The sequence below is a fragment of the Bacillus sp. mrc49 genome (assembly GCF_002803435.1).
Genome location: NZ_PHNG01000690.1, coordinates 27,132 through 44,809 on the forward strand (window position 1 = coordinate 27,132; position 17,678 = coordinate 44,809).

Genomic DNA, 17,678 nt, shown 5'->3' on the forward strand with positions numbered 1-17,678 from the left:
TAGTACCGTTATCTTCCTGTGATGTTTGTCATCTATTCTTTATCTGTTTGTTCTTTGTATAGAAAAAAACTATGTTAAGATTTAACTCGTAGCTTATAAAGTAGCTCACAAGGAGGTAACAACATATGAAAAAATCAATCTTATCGTTAGCGGCAGCGGCTGCAATATCCGGTGCATTCACCATCCCGGTACAAGCAGAAGATGTCAAAGTGAAAGATGGAGACACATTATGGGGGATATCTCAAACATATAAAGTATCAATAGAAGATATTAAGTCTTGGAATGATTTGTCTTCAGACTCGATTTATGTAGGAGAAACCATACATATCTCTCAAGAACAGCACCATAAAGTCAAGTCAGGGGAGACATTATCGGAAATAGCACACAAATATGATGTATCGGTACATGATATTAAATCTTGGAACGACCTAAATTCCGATACGATTCTTCCGGATCAGGATTTAGTCATCAAGCCAGCAGGCAACAAAGTGGAAGCGGCGAGCGCAGGTCCTGAGCAAACATCAGAGCAGGCTGCACCGGCGGAACAAGAGAAGCCGGCAGAACAAGCTAAACCAGCAGAACAAGAGAAGCCAGCTGAACAACCAGAAAAGGCAGATTCAAACCAGGAATCCGACGATCAAGCGGGTGTGGAAAAAGAATTGACTGTCAGAGCAACGGCGTACACGGCTGATTGTCAAGGCTGCAGCGGCACTACAGCAACAGGGGTTGATTTGAAAGCCAATCCGAATGCAAAAGTGATTTCCGTAGACCCATCAGTCATTCCGCTAGGTTCAAAAGTTTATGTGGAGGGGTATGGATACGCGACAGCTGCCGATACTGGAAGTGCCATCAAGGGAAATAGAGTGGACCTTTTTGTTCCTAATGAACAAGACGCCAATAATTGGGGCGTTAAAAATGTTAAAGTTCAAATCCTGAATTAACTAACCATGCAAAACATGTTCATATATTGAAAAGAGTAGACACGGAGAATTAATGTGTCTACTCTTTTTGTGCTTTTGGTTGATCGGAAAAGCAGGTACAATGAAAGTAATGAACCCTTATCGGACCTTACAAGGTAAATAGGAGGAGTAGTGAATTGATGGAGAAGGCACGTGAATATTTACAGCAGTATTATGGTTATGAATCATTTAGAAAAGGACAGGAACAGATTATCGAACAGGTGTTAAAAGGAATGAATACAGCCGGAATCATGCCTACGGGCGGGGGTAAATCCATATGTTATCAAATTCCGGCACTTCTGTTGCCTGGTGTTACACTCGTGATATCCCCGCTTATTTCCTTGATGAAGGATCAAGTAGACGCCCTCGAACAAAATGGGATTGATGCCACATTTCTGAATAGCTCCATTTCAGGTTTGGAATCTTCAAAGAGAATGAACGATATTAAGCAAGGACGGTACAAGCTGGTATACGTTGCTCCTGAAAGACTGGAAAACCCTGCATTTCAACAGGAGTTGTTTAGTGTGGAAATTTCATTGGTAGCCATTGACGAGGCTCACTGTATCTCTCAATGGGGCCATGACTTCCGGCCAAGCTATTTAAAAATCAAAACTTTGCTGAAGAATATGCCAGCAGAGCCGACTGTCCTGGCCTTGACGGCGACAGCGACCCCGCACGTTATTGATGATATATGTCAGTCGCTTGGTATATCCAAGGAGCATGCCATTTCAACGGGATTCTCCAGGGATAACTTATTTTTTTCCGTTGTGAAGGAAGAAAATCGCGGCCGGTTTTTAATGCGCTATGTTGAAAAAAACAAAAATGAATCGGGCATCATCTATGCGGCAACAAGGAAAGAAGTGGATTCATTGCATGCAAAGCTTAATAAAGCTGGTTTCAAAACAGGACGCTATCATGCTGGGATGAATGAGCAGGATCGTTCAAAACAGCAAGATGAATTCATTCGTGATGAAGTTTCCTTGATGGTTGCGACTTCGGCCTTTGGCATGGGTATCGATAAATCGAATGTTAGATACGTCATTCATTATCAAACCCCAAAGAATATGGAAAGTTATTATCAGGAAGCGGGCCGTGCAGGTCGTGATGGTTTGGAAAGTGAATGCATCCTGTTGTATTCCCCGCAAGATATGCAAATTCAGCGATTCTTGATCGATCAATCAAACCCCTCGCAGGAGTGGCAATCTCAGGAGCTGAAAAAGTTAAATAAAATGAAGGACTATTGCTTTACCGAAGGGTGTTTGCAGGCATTCATTCTTCGTTATTTTGGGGAAGAAACTCCCGAGGATTGCGGTCATTGCGAGAACTGTACGGATAAACGCGATTCCGTGGACGTAACGACACAGGCACAGATGGTGCTTTCGTGCATGTTGCGCATGGGTGAGCGATTTGGCAAGACAATGATTTCCCAGGTGCTGACAGGTTCACGGAATAAGAAAGTGGAGGAGTTTGGCTTTCAGAAGCTTTCGACTTATGGAATCATCAATAATCAAACAGCAAAGGATGTTGGCGATTTCATTGACTTCCTGACAGCTAAGCAGTATATCGAAATGACGGGCGGGCAATTCCCTGTACTGAAAGTAACCAATTCCGGCAGGGAGGTCCTTTTGGGACAAAAAAAAGTCCTTCGAAAAGAAATGAAGCATGTTAGCAGCATCAGTGTGGATCATGGGTTGTTTGAAGAATTACGGCAACTAAGAAAAGAAATGGCTGCAAATGAAAATGTCCCGCCATTCATTATTTTTTCCGATGCTTCCTTAAAGGATATGGCTGCAAAACTGCCTGGAACGGAACAGGCATTCCTTGACGTCAAAGGGGTGGGCACCCAGAAGTTCGAGCGATTCGGAGCAGCGTTCCTCGAAAGGATTTCCCAATATGTACAGGCACATCCTGAAGTTGAAACCAATACAATGGTTACTAAGGAAACAAGTAAGCGAAGCACTACGCCTTCACATCTGGAAAGCTACCGCTTATACCAAGAGGGTAAATCGATGAAAGAAATTGGAGCCTTAAGAGGGCTGTCCACGATTTCTATCGAAAATCATTTATTAAAGTGTGCCCAAGAACACATGGATATCAAATGGGAAGATATTTTCTCGGATGAAGAGTACGGTCTCGTATTGGAAACGGCATTACAATTGAATTCTGAAAAACTAAAACCATTGAAAGAAGCCCTGCCTGAACATATTTCATATTTTATGATAAAAGCGATTATGGTGAAAGCAGGGATGGAAAAAAGATAGGCGGATAGTTTTTTGGATAATTTTTTCCATGAATAAATAAGATTTTGGTTTAATGCGTATACTAGGGTTGATGTAAAGGTAAGGTTAGTGCCTTTGGTCAGAGTCTTTATATAAAAAAGAGGAGGTTGCTCATGTATTTTGGCAAAAAGAATTCAGAGGAACCAGAAATCATTATGGAAGATACGATAGTATATGCATGCGGATCAGCAGATTGCAATGGTTGGATGAGAAAGGATTTTGCCTCGGAAAACTATGATTGCCCAATGTGCGGCAGTCAATTGATCGAAGAGGTCAGGGAACTGCCGAAAATCGAAAATGAATATAATGCATTCAAATAAAAGAGGTGAGACATTGCCTCTTTATTTTTTTGCGTTCAAGTAGGAAGGAGCTTGATTCTAATTTAACACTTTACATTTATATATAAGTGTGATAACATGAAGTTTCAGTGCTGTTAACGATAAGCACTGGAGGGTAATTTAAAGTAACATTTTTATTAATCAAATAATTTTTCATCATAGGTATGATGAAGTAGAATCAAGTTAAACACATCTAGATAAAAGAAATACAAGTAGTCACCAAGTATTTTCCTCGATCCATTTCTGTTCTTCATTAACTTACTTCTATGTACCATTTATCTTTTGGAATATACTTTTCCCAATTGGAATTACGGACGGTTTTAATTAATAAACATGTACTTACAAGCTTTTACCTGATTCTCGCAGGCACGGTCTAGGAACCGTATGGATGGGAGAGAGGCAGGGCTTTCATTGTTTTAGGTTTTGGCACTAAAATTACTCTCATGCCCGGTTCATTTTGAAGCAATTCATGCGAACGGGCAGGAAGAACCATATGGAATGGATTCTTACACAGCACAGTCCCGCATACCTCGAGGGTAATCGGGACTGTGCTTCAGATTTATCTGGCTTTTGAAAGTATTATTTACAGAATCATCTCTTCTTTACTATCTTTACTCAATTATTAACAGCTTTATATGTTATAATGGATAATGAGATATTAAAAATTCATGGTCCTACTTTCAACTTCTTGAAACTTGCGAGGTTGAGTGTGGAGAATAAGCATGAGTAACACTCACAATTATTTAGATTATTCGCCATCTATTCTTCTTTTATCTTTATGGCTTGGAAGCTTTTATGCAGGACGGAGTCAATTTAAATTCTAAGGAGTGAGATATATGTATAGAAGAAATAATACGGAAGAAATCATTCCTGAAGAAACAAAGGTATGGGAATGTACATCAGAAGATTGCAAAGGTTGGATCCGCGATAACTTTACAAGTAATGATGAACATGTTTGCCCGCTATGCAGCAGTGAGATGAAACCCGGAACCAGAATGCTTCAAGCGATCAACAATCCCAGAAATTATTAAAAGATAAAAAAAGCTGAAGGGAATTCCCTTCAGCTTTTTTTATCTTTTTGCCTAGAATCCTGGAAAAAAGCAGGAAGGGTAATTGAAAAGTTCAATGAATATCCTTTTTCTTGAACCTGCCCCCGCGAACTTCCGCGATGTCACCCACAGCAAGGAAGGCAGACGGGTCGAAACTTTTCACGATATCCTTAAGCTTTGCTTCCTCAAGCCTGTTGATTACACAAAAGATAACTTTTTTATCATCCCCGGAATAAGCGCCTTCACCAGCCAAAAAGGTTACGCCCCTTCCAAGGCGGTGCATGATTGCGTCTCCAATATCACCGAACTCATCACTGATGATCCATACGAATTTGGATTCATCCAAACCAGCGATAACGATATCCATCGTTTTGTAGGCTACGAAATACGCAATGATTGAGTACATGGCACGATCCCAAGAGAAAACGAAACCGGCACTCCCAAGGATGAATAAATTAAAGAACATGACAATCTCTCCAACGGAAAAAGGGAGCTTTTTGCTGGCGAGGATGGCCAGTATTTCCGTACCATCCAATGAGCCCCCATATCGAATGACCATTCCTACACCAATGCCAAGAATCATTCCGCCAAAAGCGGATGCTAAGAGGATATCTTGTGTGAATGCTGGTACGTGATGAAGCAATGTGGTAGTTATGGAAAGGACTAAAATTCCATACAGGGTAGATAATGCGAAGGTTTTTCCAATTTGTTTATACCCGATAAAAAAGAAAGGGAGATTCAAGATGAAAAGGAAGATACCGAGCTTCCAACCAGTTATGTAGGATAACATGATCGAAATCCCTGTTATTCCACCATCGATAACATTATTCGGTACCAAAAAAATCTCGAGGCCGACAGCCATCAAAACTGCGCCGATTGTAATCAAAAGACCTCTCTGTAAAATTTGTCTTAGCGTCAATTTTTTATGCTGGGTCTTTTTTTGCATAATTTCCGCTGTGCTTGCTCCTGCTAGGTCTGACATAATCATGCCTCTCACTCCTTCTCTCTATACGTCTCAATTTAATTATAAACATATAGGGATCATTAAATAAAGAAATTAACATTCATATTTAATATATTTTCTGTATAATTATTTTGGTCATGAAATATACACCGCATCGACAAAGCTTGATTGGACGGTCGTTGGGCTTTGTCCTTTTTCTATTTTACTCTATACAAAAGAATAGTATTTCTATTTTTTTTGATTTTATGAAAGAAAGTCTCAACTTCAGCTGGAACGGGTCTGACAAAAGAGACGTGGGTGAAAGGAAATAAAAACCTTTGAGTCACTGTAATTTTCCATTACAATATAGGAGAACGAGGTGATCATTGCAATAATGGAACATTCAATCGTAGCATTAAATCCCATCCTGTTTATGATAGCGGCACTTTTAATCATAATGGCCTGTTATACGGCATTGGATTTATTGACAACATTCCTGTCGGTCGAGAAGTATAAGCGCCTTTTATTTATAGGAAGCAGTTGTTCGATGGGGGTGGCCCTATGGACACTTAATTTGGTGATCATATTTACACTCGATAATTCTGGAGTTGCATCATACAACTTTTCTACAATATTATTTTCATTACTATTGGCGATTTCGCTCTCTGCGGTAGGGCTACTGGCCATTTCGTATAAAACAGAATTGCTGCAAATCATTTTTTGCAGTTTTATGCTTACGTTGGCATTATTGTCTAATTATATGATGAGCATTTTAACCATCAATCACTCCGTGCAATATAACCCGTATCTGCTTGTCAGTACGCTGCTCATCATTTTTAGCATTTTTGCAACAGCGCTCGCAATCTTCTTTTACTTTAAAAGGGTCAGTCAATCATCATTAAAGCCGCTCAGCACATTGATGATGGGCGGGGCAATCATTGAAGGGTATTATCTTTTGTTGCGGGTGATACCGATACCGGTCGACGGTAAGGACGGACGGGGGGATTTTGTACAACTTACTCCATTCATGCTATACCTAGTCTGCGTAGTTTCTTTGTTCATCCTTGCCAGCCTGATTGGTTCAAGTACGATCGTTGGTAGGCGTTTGGCAAAAAGTGATAATACGGTGAATGATATCAGGCATGCGTTAGATCAATCGGCAATCGTCGCTATCACGGATGCAAAAGGGACCATCACTTATGTGAACGAAAAGTTCATGGAAATATCGCAATATGAAGAGCAGGAACTAATCGGCACAAACCATTCCATCATCAACTCTGGCTACCATTCAAGAGAGTTTTTCACAGATCTATGGGTCACGATTGGCCAGGGGCAGACATGGAATGGTGAAATCTGCAATCGAACCAAAACCGGCGATACGTATTGGGTGGATACAACCATCGTTCCGTTTATGAAAAAGGGTAAACCTTATCAATATATTTCAATCTGTTCAAATATCTCGCGCCGGAAAAAGGCGGAATATGACTTGATGGGATCCATACAGGAACTAGAGGATATGCATTACGCCATCGATCAGTCCTCGATCGTTGCTATCACGGATGCAAAAGGTGTCATTATCGATGTGAATGAAAAGTTCTCAGAGATTTCCGGATATGACAGAAATGAATTGATCGGCCAGACTCATAGGTTGGTCAATTCGGGGCTTCACTCCAAGGAGTTCTTCGAGGAGATGTGGCGAACCATCCATGATCGGAAGGTTTGGAAGGGGGAAATCAGGAACAAGGCAAAGGATGGGAGCTTCTATTGGGTGGATACAACCATCGTTCCGTTTTTCGGAGTGAATGGAAAGCCTTTTCAGTTTTTATCCATCCGGTATGATATAACAGAGCGTAAACAAACGGAAGAGATGCTTCATCGGCAGGATAAATTGGCGGCAGTTGGGCAGCTTGCTGCTGGCGTTGCACATGAAATCAGGAATCCATTGACTTCCATGAAAGGGTATACGGAATACCTGCAATTAGACGAAACGGACGAAACCAGGTTGGAATATCTCGAGATCATCCTAGATGAAATCCATCGGGTCAATGAGATCGTGGAAGAATTCTTGCAATTGGCCAAGCCCCAGTCCTTGAATTTGGAAACGAAGAATATCGTGAAAATCATTGAAAATGTTCTATCACTGACGGAGTTTGATGCAAGAAAGAAGCACGTATCGCTTAAACTCGTTTGCATCCATGAAGAAATACTCGTTAATTGTGATGAGAATCGGATAAAACAAGTGTTTCTCAATTTCATTAATAATGGGATGGAAGCGATGCCAGGTGGCGGAGCCATTAAAGTCATGGCTGAACGTAAAGAGGAAAACGTGCAAATATCGATAATCGATACAGGAATGGGAATGCCGCCTGAGCAGCTAAGGAAACTGGGGGAACCGTTTTTCACCACAAAAAAATCGGGAAATGGCTTAGGCTTGATGATCAGCTTCAAAATCATTGAAAACCATTTGGGAAAAGTCTTTGTTGAAAGCGAGGTCAATAAAGGTACGGTCTTTAAAATCGTGCTTCCGATTAAACCTGTAAAGAACGCTTGGCCCCGTAAATGATGAACGAATCATGCGCCCTTAGGCCGGAATATGTGCCCGCAAGGCCGGAAAATGTCGGGTGTCGGCCGGATTATGCGCCCGTTAGGCCGAAATATGTCTGGTACCGGCCGGATTATGTGCCCGTTAGGCCGAAATATGTCTGGTGCCGGCCGGATTATGTGCCCGTTAGGCCGGAATATGTCGGGTGCCGGCGGGATTATGTGCCCGCAAGGCCGGAAAATGTCTGGTGGCGGCCGGATTATGTGCCCCTTAGGCCGGAAAATGTCTGGTGGCGGCCGGATTATGCGCCCATTAGGCCGGAAAATGTCGGGTGTCGGCCGGATTATGCGCCCGTTAGGCCGAAATATGTCTGGTACCGGCCGGAATATGCGCCCGCAAGGCCGAAATATGTCTGGTGCCGGCCGGAATATGTGCCCGCAAGGCCGGAAAATGTCTGGTGGCGGCCGGATTATGCGCCCGCAAGGGCGGAATATGTCGGGAGCCGGCCGGAATATGCGCCCGCAAGGCCGGAATATGTCGGGAGCCGGCCGGATCATGCGCCCGCAAGGCCGGAAAATGTCTGGTGGCGGCCGGATCATGCCTAGGGACGTTGAGGCGTTTTTCATGAATATGAATATCAGTAAAATTGGAGAAGGCAACGGTTGTTGCGGGAGAAGATGACTGCATGGGGGAAACTGGATTTGGAAAAGCAAATACGAGCTAATATTGTAAGTTTGAAGGTGTTTTACCTCTTTTCTTTTTTTGCTGTTGGAAGTTTAACGCCGCTGTTAAGTGTTTATTTAGCCAACGAAGCCGGCTTGTCCGGTCTTGAAATAGGATCGATCATGTCTGTAGGACCGATCGTGATGATCATTTTTCAGCCCATTTGGGGAATTGTCTGTGATTGGAGCGGAAAACCTGCAAAAATACTGGCATTGACCTCATTACTTGCTGGTGTATTCGGGTTAGGGTACTTGCTGTTCGAGCCCTATTTACTTTTAGTCGCCGTTGCGATTTTGTTGGCTGTCTTTCAAAGTGCCATCATTCCCGTCTCGGATAGCATCACGCTTCAATACACGACTAGAATCAAATCGAACTATGGGAAAATCCGTTTATTCGGTTCACTCGGTTTTGGTGTGGCCGTTTTTATGATGGGAAAGCTATCTGAATCGATCATTGGTCCAGCGGTTATATTTTACGCCTTTTTCTTTGGTCTATTGGTTGCGGCCTTTCTAGCACTCCGGTTGCCGGAAGAGCCGCCAAAAGGAAAGGTGAAGGTTTTCAGCGGGATGAAGGAATTGTTTAAAATGAAACGATTCCTAATATTCCTTGCGATAACATTCCTGCTCTTTGGTCCAAATTTGGCAAATAACGTATATTATGGTTTATTTGTTGAGGCGAGAGGCGGGACATATACTGGAATCGGAATTGCCTTCCTCCTGGCTGTATTGTCGGAAATCCCGTTCATGAGAATGGCGGGCAGTTGGATTCATAGAATAGGTTTGCTGCCCATTACCTTATTGGCTGGAGCAGCCTCGTTGATTCGCTGGGGACTGTATTTTAGCGAACCGAGTTTAGCTACGGTATACGTGACTTCAGTCATCCAAGGGTTTTCATTGGGCCTATTCATTCCTGCAGCCTTACAGTATATCCGCAAAGTTGTCCCAGCCCATATAACCGTTACAGCCATTACGCTTTATTCGGCAATCGGCAATGGATTGGGAAATTGGTTCAGCACCTTTACTGGCGGAATCATCCTGGATCATTCAGGTATATATGCGGTGTATTTCTTCTACGGGGTACTTACCCTGATTGGCATGCTGCTTACAATCTGGCTTATGAGATTGGATAATGAACAAAAAGTGCCAAGGAGAACGGCCGGCAGATTAGAAATGTAATGGTATTCCGTTTTTGAATACCGCTGCAGACGACCTAGGGAGTACTGGGGAATGTCTGCAGTTTTTTTTGTTTTAAAAGGATAGTTGTACCGTTCCAATTTCCTGCAGGCCAATCAGCTTTCTAGAGGCGGTTCGTGAGCCATCTGCACCTGCTCGAGACTCCGAGCGATTAAGGGATATCTTGATTTTTTAATTTCGGGAGCAATCAGTTTTTTGTTTTTGGAAATAATATGATTTAATGGAAAGTAGAGAATGAATGGAAGGATGAGTATTCTTGAGCAAAACCAAAGTGTTGGTTACTACGATAGTTTCAGCGGTTGTCGGACTGTTTTTTTTATTTTGTCTCGGATGGACGATTTTTGATCATTATGGAAAGAAAACTTCTGATTTGGGAGCAAATGAAGCGGTCCCCAACAAAAAGGATCTGCCTAATGACTTTACGGTCGTGGCATTGGGTGATTCGCTCACACGAGGTACAGGTGATGAGTCAGGAAAAGGATACGTCGGACTTGTTTTAGAAGATTTGGAGAGTGAATATAAGCATAAACCCATCATTCACAACCTCGGCATCAATGGACAAGTTTCAGAAGAATTAGTGCAGCAAGTCAAGCAAACGGAAGTGAGGCGCCAAATCAAGGCGGCCGATGTTATTTTACTGACAATTGGCGGCAATGACTTATTTCAGAAAGGTCAGACGCTGTTGGATTATGATAGTCAGGTCATCTCAGAATCGCAACAGAAATATATGGAAAACTTAAATGACATTTTTAAGAATATCAATCAAGTCAATGATAAAGCTACCATTTTTTTGCTTGGTTTATATAATCCGTTTATAGAATTGGATGATGACCTGGATACGAACCGAATTGTTAGGGATTGGAATAATGATACGGCAGAAGTCGTGGCCGACTATAAAAATGCCATTTTCGTGCCGACTTTTGACCTTTTCCAATTGTCTGTTAATGATTATTTATATACGGATAATTTTCACCCTAATAAGAAGGGGTACCGTTTAATAGCAGATAGGGTTGCTCCTTTAATAAAGTGGGAGGATGAGGAACGATGAAACAGGTGACATTGTCTGTCAAAGGCTTGAAAAAAAAGATTGGCGATAGGGAAATTATTAAAGGAATCGATTTTGACCTGAATGAAGGCGAGGTTTTTGGCTTTTTAGGGCCGAATGGGGCCGGTAAAACGACGACCATACGCATGCTGGTTGGACTCATTAAGCCAACTGCGGGATCCATCAGAATTTGCGGGCATGATGTACGCAAGGATTTCACGAAGGCGATGCAATACATGGGCTGTATCGTTGAAAATCCAGAACTTTACCCATTTTTGAGTGGTTGGGATAATTTGCTTCACTTTGCCAGAATGCTGCCTGAAGTGGGTAAGCAAAGAATAGGCGAGGTTGTAGAACTGGTCGGCCTGCAAGCGAGAATTCATGATAAAGTGAAGACCTATTCGCTAGGAATGAGGCAGCGGTTGGGAATTGCACAGGCCATGCTGAATAGTCCGAAGCTGTTGATTTTGGATGAACCGACCAATGGCCTTGATCCTGCTGGGATCCGGGAAATGCGTCAGTTCATCAGGAAATTGGCAGAAGAAGAAGGGATGAGTGTTCTCGTATCATCACATTTATTAGGTGAAATCCAGCAGCTTTGTGACCGGGTTGCCATCATAAAAAATGGACAAATAATTCAGACGGATACTGTGGTAAGGCTATTAGCTACACAAGAGAGAATTTTGTGGAGAGTTGAGCCAGTCCAAAAAGGACTGGAAATCCTAAGTGGGTTCACGGAAGTGAGCATGGACCAAAAATACATCATTACCGCTTACGATGAACTTGAAACACCTGAATGGAATGCGGCACTTATCCGGGCAGGAGTGAAGGTGCATGAAATGAACCGGAAGCTCCCGGGCCTTGAGGAATTATTTTTACAAGTAACCGGCGGCGGGGGTGCTGGTATTGAATAACTTGATCCAGAATGAAATGATGAAGTTGTTGGCAAAAAAACGATTGGTCATAATTGGGATCATCGTCGGGATATTGGTGCTGATGTTTACGTACGCACAATATAAGCAAGCGGAAGAGCAGAAGGAGAAGTTAGGTACTACCGATTGGCGAGCTGCCCTTCAGCAGCAGATCATCGATACACAAAATCGTTTAAGCTCAAATAGGATGCTCGATGAGTGGCGTGAACAGCTCGAAGTGGGACTGAAGCAGCAGCAGTATTACCTTGATCACGATATAAACCCCTCAGAACCAGGGGCTGCCACTTTTACCCGCATGTTTTTGGAAAATGCCATCGATTTGTTCATTCCATTGCTCATCATGATTGTAGCAAGCGATTTAGTTTCCTCGGAAAATAGTCAAGGGACGATTAAACTTCTGCTGACACGGCCAGTGAAGCGGTGGAAAATCTTAATGAGCAAATATGTAACCTTATTATTGTCGGTATCGATTATCGTGGCGATGACAGCATTATTGTCCTATTTATTATCTGGTCTTGTTTTTGGCTATCAAGGCTGGGCGGCCCCGGTCATTACCGGATTCGAATTGAACGGCGCAGATGTGGATGTCAGCCAAGTAAGGCTAGTGGAACAATGGAAATTCCTTTTGATGGATTTGGGACTTGTATGGTTGGTTGCGGTCGTGATAGGAACGCTTTCGTTCATGCTATCGGTCCTCGTGCGCAGTACACCGGCAGGAATGGGTATCATGCTAGCAGCCTTGATTTCAGGAGCTATCCTGAACAATATGGTTTCTTCATGGGAATCAGCAAAATATTTCTTCATGGTGAATTTGAAGTTGACCACCTACATTAGCGGTTCGGCGCCGCCAATCGAGGGGATGACCCTTTTATCCTCCGTCATAACGCTTCTCGTCTGGTGGCTGCTTGCTTTACTCGTCTCGTTTGCCGCCTTTACCCGGAAGGATGTTTATTAATGAAAACCAGCCTATAAAAAATTATAGGCTGGTTTTTATTTTCATGTAAAGGGTAATCTAACGACAATATGTCCAAATCAGGAGGTTTAAACATGGATGATCACCATTTGAATGAAAAAATTTTGCCAATGACATCAATGAGCAATGGGGATGTCAGGAAAGTTAGGGAGGGTATTTATTGTCTAACGGTTCAAATCGTCAATGTCATTTTTTTAGGACTTCCGAAAAGGGATGAATGGGTATTGGTCGATGCCGGAATGCCACGTTCAGCTGAGGTAATAAAGAAGACCGCAGAAGCCATATACGGACCAAACCATCCACCGGCAGCCATCATATTGACTCATGGCCATTTCGACCATGTTAGTGCATTGATCGAACTGATGGAACATTGGGAGGTGCCTGTCTATGCCCACCTAAAAGAAATGCCTTATTTGACGGGACAAGAAAGTTACCCAGAGCCTGACCCATCTGTAGAAGGGGGAATGGTTGCCAAGATTTCTTGGATGTTTCCTAATGAAGGAATCAATCTGGACGAAAAAGTTCAACCCCTTCCAGACGACCAGTCTATCCCATTTCTTGACGGATGGAAATGGATTCATACCCCGGGTCACACCCAAGGTCATATTTCACTTTTTCGGGAAAGTGATCGGAGTCTGATTGCGGGGGATGCTTTTGTGAATGTAAGGCAAGATTCTTTATATAAGGTTTTCACCCAGGAAAGGGAAATATCAGGCCCGCCGCGGTATTTGACAACCGATTGGGAGTCGGCTAAGCAATCGGTGAGCGTGCTGGCAGCATTGAAGCCCAAGGCGGCTGTAACGGGGCACGGATATCCTGTCGATGGGGAAGAATTGGATAGTGGGCTATCGAAGCTAGCAAGGGAATTCGACTCGTTGGCGAAGCCCGATCATGGGAAGTATGTGGAATGAACCTTGTATCAAGCTGAATAATATCTTTCCTATAGTCAACAATAATCAAGAAACGCTTGAATAATGGAGGGATTTCCATGACTACTTTAAGGGATATTATGTCTACGGATGTGGACTTTTGTACAGTGGAAGATAATATTTATGAGGCAGCCGTAAAAATGAAGGACCATGATGTTGGTATCATTCCTGTCTTGGATAGTGGCCAGTTGGTTGGCGTCATCACCGATAGGGATATCGTGCTTCGCTGTGTTGCCGGAAAAAAACCGAATTCGACCAGAATAACCGACGTGATTTCCACTCATCTTATAACGGGCACTCCCGATATGTCAGTGGACGAAGCGGAAGAGTTAATGGGTAATGAACAAATCAGGAGACTTCCTATTGTCGAAAATGGCAAGCTGCTCGGTATCGTTGCTTAAGGGGATCTAGCCATACACAAACAAACAAGTTCGGAGGCTGGCATTGCCTTAAGCTCAATTTCCGAGGATAGAGATCAAATACAGCACTAAAAACAAAAAGGGCCTGTTTAGCAAAGGTGCCAAGGCGAATTGATCTATGCTTCGATTCATTTAGCTGATTATGGATTTAATTCTTTCCACTTTTAAATAAGGAAAAGGACGAAATTCCATGCCTATTGGCAGAGAATAAGGGCATTTCCACTGGTTTACATTTCCCCATTTATTCAAGGTGATAAAAAAAGTATCCGAGTGTGAAGCAGTCGATCTAGTACCGCTATGGCCAGTACAAAATCATCAAATTCTCTCCCATCTTAGAGTGGTTAGACGGTAGGAGTATGGTGTGGGTTTTGGATAAAGGTATAAAAAGGGACAACTAGGATGTCTCTTTTTTTCTTTTGTTTAGGCTCATTCGTATAGGTTGTTGTTTTTAAAACGAAACTATTTCGGGTTGATTGGAGCAAAAGTACGAGATTTTTTCGGGAGCAGCGTGACAGGTGAGGGTGCCCCTCTGGCGTTCACGTCGAAGGGGCTCCACCGCACGTCCTCTTCGTCATGGAGTTGGTATAGTGCTGATATGAAGGCGCAAGAAGATGAATCTCATCATAAGAGTCTTTCCTCATATAATACAGTAGGGGAAAATACAGCAAAACAAGGAAAATAAGAGCATGTTTTGGCCCGCAGCAACAATACATGCTCTTATCTTGGAGTTTATATGGAGAAACGCAAAAATAAATTAAAAAATCGTATCTATCAGAATACGGATTGATAAATATGTTCCTTCTCCAAGATGGAAAGTGCCATCTCAGCAACATTGCTTCCACCTGAATCCTTTTCACCTTGAATGTGAAAGGCGAAGAAAAAGGTATTATCTGAAGTTTCTACATATCCTACAAACCAGCCACTTATATTTTCCCCGTTTACAGCTGTCGTCCCCGTTTTTCCGGATAACAGATTGCCATTTGATTCTTCTAAAAGCAAGGAGTCTTTCACAGTTTGAATATTAGATGGTTCAAAAGAAAATTCATTGTCATAGAATTTTTTCAACATATCCACCTGTTCGACAGGAGAAATTTTTAGTGAACCGTCTAGCCAATAATTAGACAAGTCGCCCGATAAATCGCGATTTCCATAATGTATCTGTTCAAAGTAATTTTGTAATTTCCTTTTTCCTATCTGGTGATCGAGTTTTTGAAAATACCATGAGGATGAGCTTTCCATCGCTGAGAATAAATCTTGATCTTTATTCCATTCCTCATATGGATATAAGGTTCCATCCCAAGTCATTTGGGAATTGTCCCTTGAAATGATCCCAGAATCAAGAGCGAACAATGCACTGAATATCTTGTAAGTGGAAGTAGGGTGAAACCTGGTAGTGCTTTCTTCCTTGTTGTATATAGTATACTGCTTCATTTTGGTATCGTATATTACAGCACTTGCCGTAAGTTTATCGAAAAAGCTGCTGTAATCCTTATACACTACATTAGTATAAGAAAGAGGATGTGTTTCTTTTTCTTTGCTCAGGGCCAATACAGATATAGAAGGAATACTAATCAAAATGATTGCTAAAAAGAAGATGAATACTAGAGCACTTTTCATCTTTAGCATATTTGATTCAACCCGAAAATCACTGATCTTAACAATACGCCTTTTTACCTGTTTGTAAGACCTGCTAATTTCCGAAGCCACTAACAAAGATGATGTACGTTTAGAAAGAGATGCGAATTTTAAAATAACCTCACCATATTTTAGATGTGACTCATCATCCAGCGATCTTAAAACTGCATAATCGCATGATATTTCCATCTCGGTTTTCATTTCATTCAAGAAATACCATACGAGAGGATTAAACCAATATACAGTTCTAGCAAGACACATGAAATAGTTCACTAGCATATCTCTTCGTTTACAATGATACAACTCGTGAAGCAGTATACATTTCATCTCTTCCGTAGAAAGCATGGAAATATCTTTTGGTATGACAATATATGGAGTGATGAAACCAAAAGTAATGGGTGATTTTATCAATGAGGAATACCCCAAGACCACTTTTTTATTAAAATGTATATCCTTTTTGCATGTATGAAAAAGCGTGGATAACCCCTTGTTTTCTATGGCTTGTAGGTTTTTTCTTATTTTGTAAATTCTTAGATTGCTATATAAAGTAGCCAAAAGGATAAAAATCATTCCTGATATCCATACTATGAAAAAAATAGAATCCATCATTCGGAAAGGTGATTGTTCAATTGACAGGGAAAAATCTTGTAGCCAATTTGCATTTTGAACACTTGTTGTTGATGTTTTACCTGCAGAATGGATATTCGATAACTTTGGATTGCTTGCACCTAAATTTATCATCCAATCAAAAAAAGAATTTGTTTTTAGAAAATGAAAAGGGATAAAAGGAACAATCAATAACAAAAGGGATATGACGCTGATATAATATTGGGTATTTACAGTTATTTGAATTTTTAATAGCTTTTTTATGAGTAAGATCATGCAATAAATGAGAGACAATGTGATATTACTGATGAGAAAGAAAGTAAAGAAAGAGCTGCTCATGTTATTCCTTCTTTCTGTTCATACGTTTTTCTAAAATTTGATACAGCTCATTAATTTCATCCTCTGACATCCTATCTTTTTCCAAGAAGTTTAATACCATAGAATTTAACGTTCCATTATAAAAACGTTCTAAAAAACTGCGACTCTCAATTTCCAAATAATCACTTTTATCAACGTTTGGTGTATAAACGAATACACGACCTTCCTTATAATGATTCAGTGCCCCTTTTTTTATAAGCCTTAATAACATTGTTTGAATGGTTTTAGGGCTCCATTTACTAGTTTTGGATACCTTTTCAATCACCTCATTGGTATTGATATTAGGGTGTTTCCAAATTATTTTCATAATTTCAAGCTCTGCTTCTGAAATTTGGGGTGTTTTTTTCATAATATTTAACCATCCTTAAAATTACGATTGTAATAATTTAATTATATTGTTCATATTTTTAGAAGTCAATGCAACTATATGAAGACGTAAAACACTTTCCTTCATTTATCATAAATGTCATTTTCATATTCTATATATTAAATAAAAATGGTAGGAGAAACGTGTATTCTTTTTCAATATTTCAATACCTAGCTTAATTCTTCATGTCTACCTATCCTATCCATATTTTAAAAAGCGATATTTCGGTAAAATGATTTTAGCCATTAAACTTACAAATGTAAGTTCTAAATAATACAGTGGGTATGTTAAGCATAATTGTATTGACTGGAAATCTTACATATGTAATACTTTAAAAAACTACACGTGTAATAGTTATATGTTTGTAA

Annotated in this window: 14 protein-coding genes and 1 pseudogene; 12 read left to right on the top strand and 3 right to left on the bottom strand. The window is 41.2% G+C overall.

Annotation, left to right across the window (positions count from 1 at the left end):
* The first annotated feature begins 125 nt into the window (after positions 1–125).
* From CVN76_RS13470 to CVN76_RS13485, 4 genes are all read left to right on the top strand, one after another.
* A complete protein-coding gene (locus CVN76_RS13470) occupies positions 126–941 on the top strand; it encodes a 3D domain-containing protein (protein WP_100531677.1) in 816 nt (271 codons plus the stop codon).
* Between the two features lie 155 nt (positions 942–1,096).
* Positions 1,097–3,220, top strand: coding sequence for a DNA helicase RecQ (recQ, locus tag CVN76_RS13475; RefSeq protein ID WP_100531678.1), 2,124 nt, complete (start codon positions 1,097–1,099; stop codon positions 3,218–3,220).
* Positions 3,221–3,351: 131 nt separating this feature from the next.
* The gene (locus tag CVN76_RS13480; RefSeq protein ID WP_061140325.1) at positions 3,352–3,558 is read left to right on the top strand and encodes a cold-inducible protein YdjO-related protein; all 207 of its coding nucleotides are present in this window, start codon (positions 3,352–3,354) and stop codon (positions 3,556–3,558) included.
* Positions 3,559–4,412: 854 nt separating this feature from the next.
* Positions 4,413–4,607 carry a cold-shock protein gene (locus CVN76_RS13485; RefSeq protein ID WP_034307294.1) on the top strand — a complete coding sequence of 65 codons (195 nt, stop codon included), beginning with the start codon at positions 4,413–4,415 and terminating at the stop codon, positions 4,605–4,607.
* Between the two features lie 91 nt (positions 4,608–4,698).
* Here CVN76_RS13485 and CVN76_RS13490 read toward each other — a convergent pair whose 3' ends face one another.
* Positions 4,699–5,571 carry a YitT family protein gene (locus tag CVN76_RS13490; protein WP_373921344.1) on the bottom strand — a complete coding sequence of 291 codons (873 nt, stop codon included), beginning with the start codon at positions 5,569–5,571 and terminating at the stop codon, positions 4,699–4,701.
* A gap of 376 nt (positions 5,572–5,947) precedes the next feature.
* Between CVN76_RS13490 and CVN76_RS13495 the strand changes: the two genes are divergently transcribed.
* The 8 genes and pseudogenes from CVN76_RS13495 (at position 5,948) to CVN76_RS13530 (ending at position 14,396) form a co-directional block, all read left to right on the top strand.
* Complete coding sequence (locus tag CVN76_RS13495) at positions 5,948–8,131, top strand: PAS domain S-box protein (protein ID WP_232732209.1); 2,184 nt, start codon at positions 5,948–5,950, stop codon at positions 8,129–8,131.
* Positions 8,132–8,203: 72 nt separating this feature from the next.
* Positions 8,204–8,791 carry a hypothetical protein gene (locus tag CVN76_RS31015; RefSeq protein WP_157805661.1) on the top strand — a complete coding sequence of 196 codons (588 nt, stop codon included), beginning with the start codon at positions 8,204–8,206 and terminating at the stop codon, positions 8,789–8,791.
* Positions 8,792–8,811: 20 nt separating this feature from the next.
* The gene (locus tag CVN76_RS13505) at positions 8,812–10,008 is read left to right on the top strand and encodes an MFS transporter (protein WP_232732211.1); all 1,197 of its coding nucleotides are present in this window, start codon (positions 8,812–8,814) and stop codon (positions 10,006–10,008) included.
* 274 nt (positions 10,009–10,282) lie between these two features.
* On the top strand, positions 10,283–11,074 hold the full coding sequence (locus CVN76_RS13510; RefSeq protein ID WP_100531680.1) for an SGNH/GDSL hydrolase family protein: 792 nt from the start codon (positions 10,283–10,285) through the stop codon (positions 11,072–11,074).
* A complete protein-coding gene (locus tag CVN76_RS13515) occupies positions 11,071–11,985 on the top strand; it encodes an ABC transporter ATP-binding protein (RefSeq protein WP_100531681.1) in 915 nt (304 codons plus the stop codon). The genes CVN76_RS13510 and CVN76_RS13515 overlap by 4 nt, the downstream gene beginning before the upstream one ends.
* Entirely contained in the window at positions 11,978–12,958 is a 981-nt protein-coding gene (locus CVN76_RS13520; protein ID WP_100531682.1) for an ABC transporter permease, read from the top strand. Before CVN76_RS13515 ends, CVN76_RS13520 begins: the two co-directional genes overlap by 8 nt.
* A gap of 92 nt (positions 12,959–13,050) precedes the next feature.
* Positions 13,051–13,887, top strand: a complete 837-nt coding sequence (locus CVN76_RS13525; protein WP_100531683.1) for an MBL fold metallo-hydrolase — start codon at positions 13,051–13,053, stop codon at positions 13,885–13,887.
* Between the two features lie 77 nt (positions 13,888–13,964).
* A pseudogene (locus CVN76_RS13530) lies at positions 13,965–14,396 on the top strand (CBS domain-containing protein).
* Between the two features lie 699 nt (positions 14,397–15,095).
* Here the strand turns inward: CVN76_RS13530 and CVN76_RS13535 are convergent.
* Both CVN76_RS13535 and CVN76_RS13540 read right to left on the bottom strand, forming a co-directional pair.
* Entirely contained in the window at positions 15,096–16,904 is a 1,809-nt protein-coding gene (locus CVN76_RS13535; RefSeq protein ID WP_100531684.1) for a BlaR1 family beta-lactam sensor/signal transducer, read from the bottom strand.
* A 1-nt stretch (position 16,905) separates the two neighbouring features.
* Complete coding sequence (locus CVN76_RS13540) at positions 16,906–17,292, bottom strand: BlaI/MecI/CopY family transcriptional regulator (RefSeq protein WP_061140318.1); 387 nt, start codon at positions 17,290–17,292, stop codon at positions 16,906–16,908.
* Between the last annotated feature and the right edge of the window lie 386 nt (positions 17,293–17,678).

Bases quoted from the DNA above. Each gene is read 5' to 3' on its own strand.
- CVN76_RS13485 (WP_034307294.1), top strand. From the start codon at position 4,413: ATGTATAGAAGAAATAATACGGAAGAAATCATTCCTGAAGAAACAAAG.
- CVN76_RS13470 (WP_100531677.1), top strand. From the start codon at position 126: ATGAAAAAATCAATCTTATCGTTAGCGGCAGCGGCTGCAATATCCGGT.
- CVN76_RS13480 (WP_061140325.1), top strand. From the start codon at position 3,352: ATGTATTTTGGCAAAAAGAATTCAGAGGAACCAGAAATCATTATGGAA.
- CVN76_RS13540 (WP_061140318.1), bottom strand. From the start codon at position 17,292: ATGAAAAAAACACCCCAAATTTCAGAAGCAGAGCTTGAAATTATGAAA.
- CVN76_RS13525 (WP_100531683.1), top strand. From the start codon at position 13,051: ATGGATGATCACCATTTGAATGAAAAAATTTTGCCAATGACATCAATG.
- CVN76_RS13535 (WP_100531684.1), bottom strand. From the start codon at position 16,904: ATGAGCAGCTCTTTCTTTACTTTCTTTCTCATCAGTAATATCACATTG.
- CVN76_RS31015 (WP_157805661.1), top strand. From the start codon at position 8,204: ATGCGCCCGTTAGGCCGAAATATGTCTGGTACCGGCCGGATTATGTGC.
- CVN76_RS13515 (WP_100531681.1), top strand. From the start codon at position 11,071: ATGAAACAGGTGACATTGTCTGTCAAAGGCTTGAAAAAAAAGATTGGC.
- CVN76_RS13490 (WP_373921344.1), bottom strand. From the start codon at position 5,571: ATGCAAAAAAAGACCCAGCATAAAAAATTGACGCTAAGACAAATTTTA.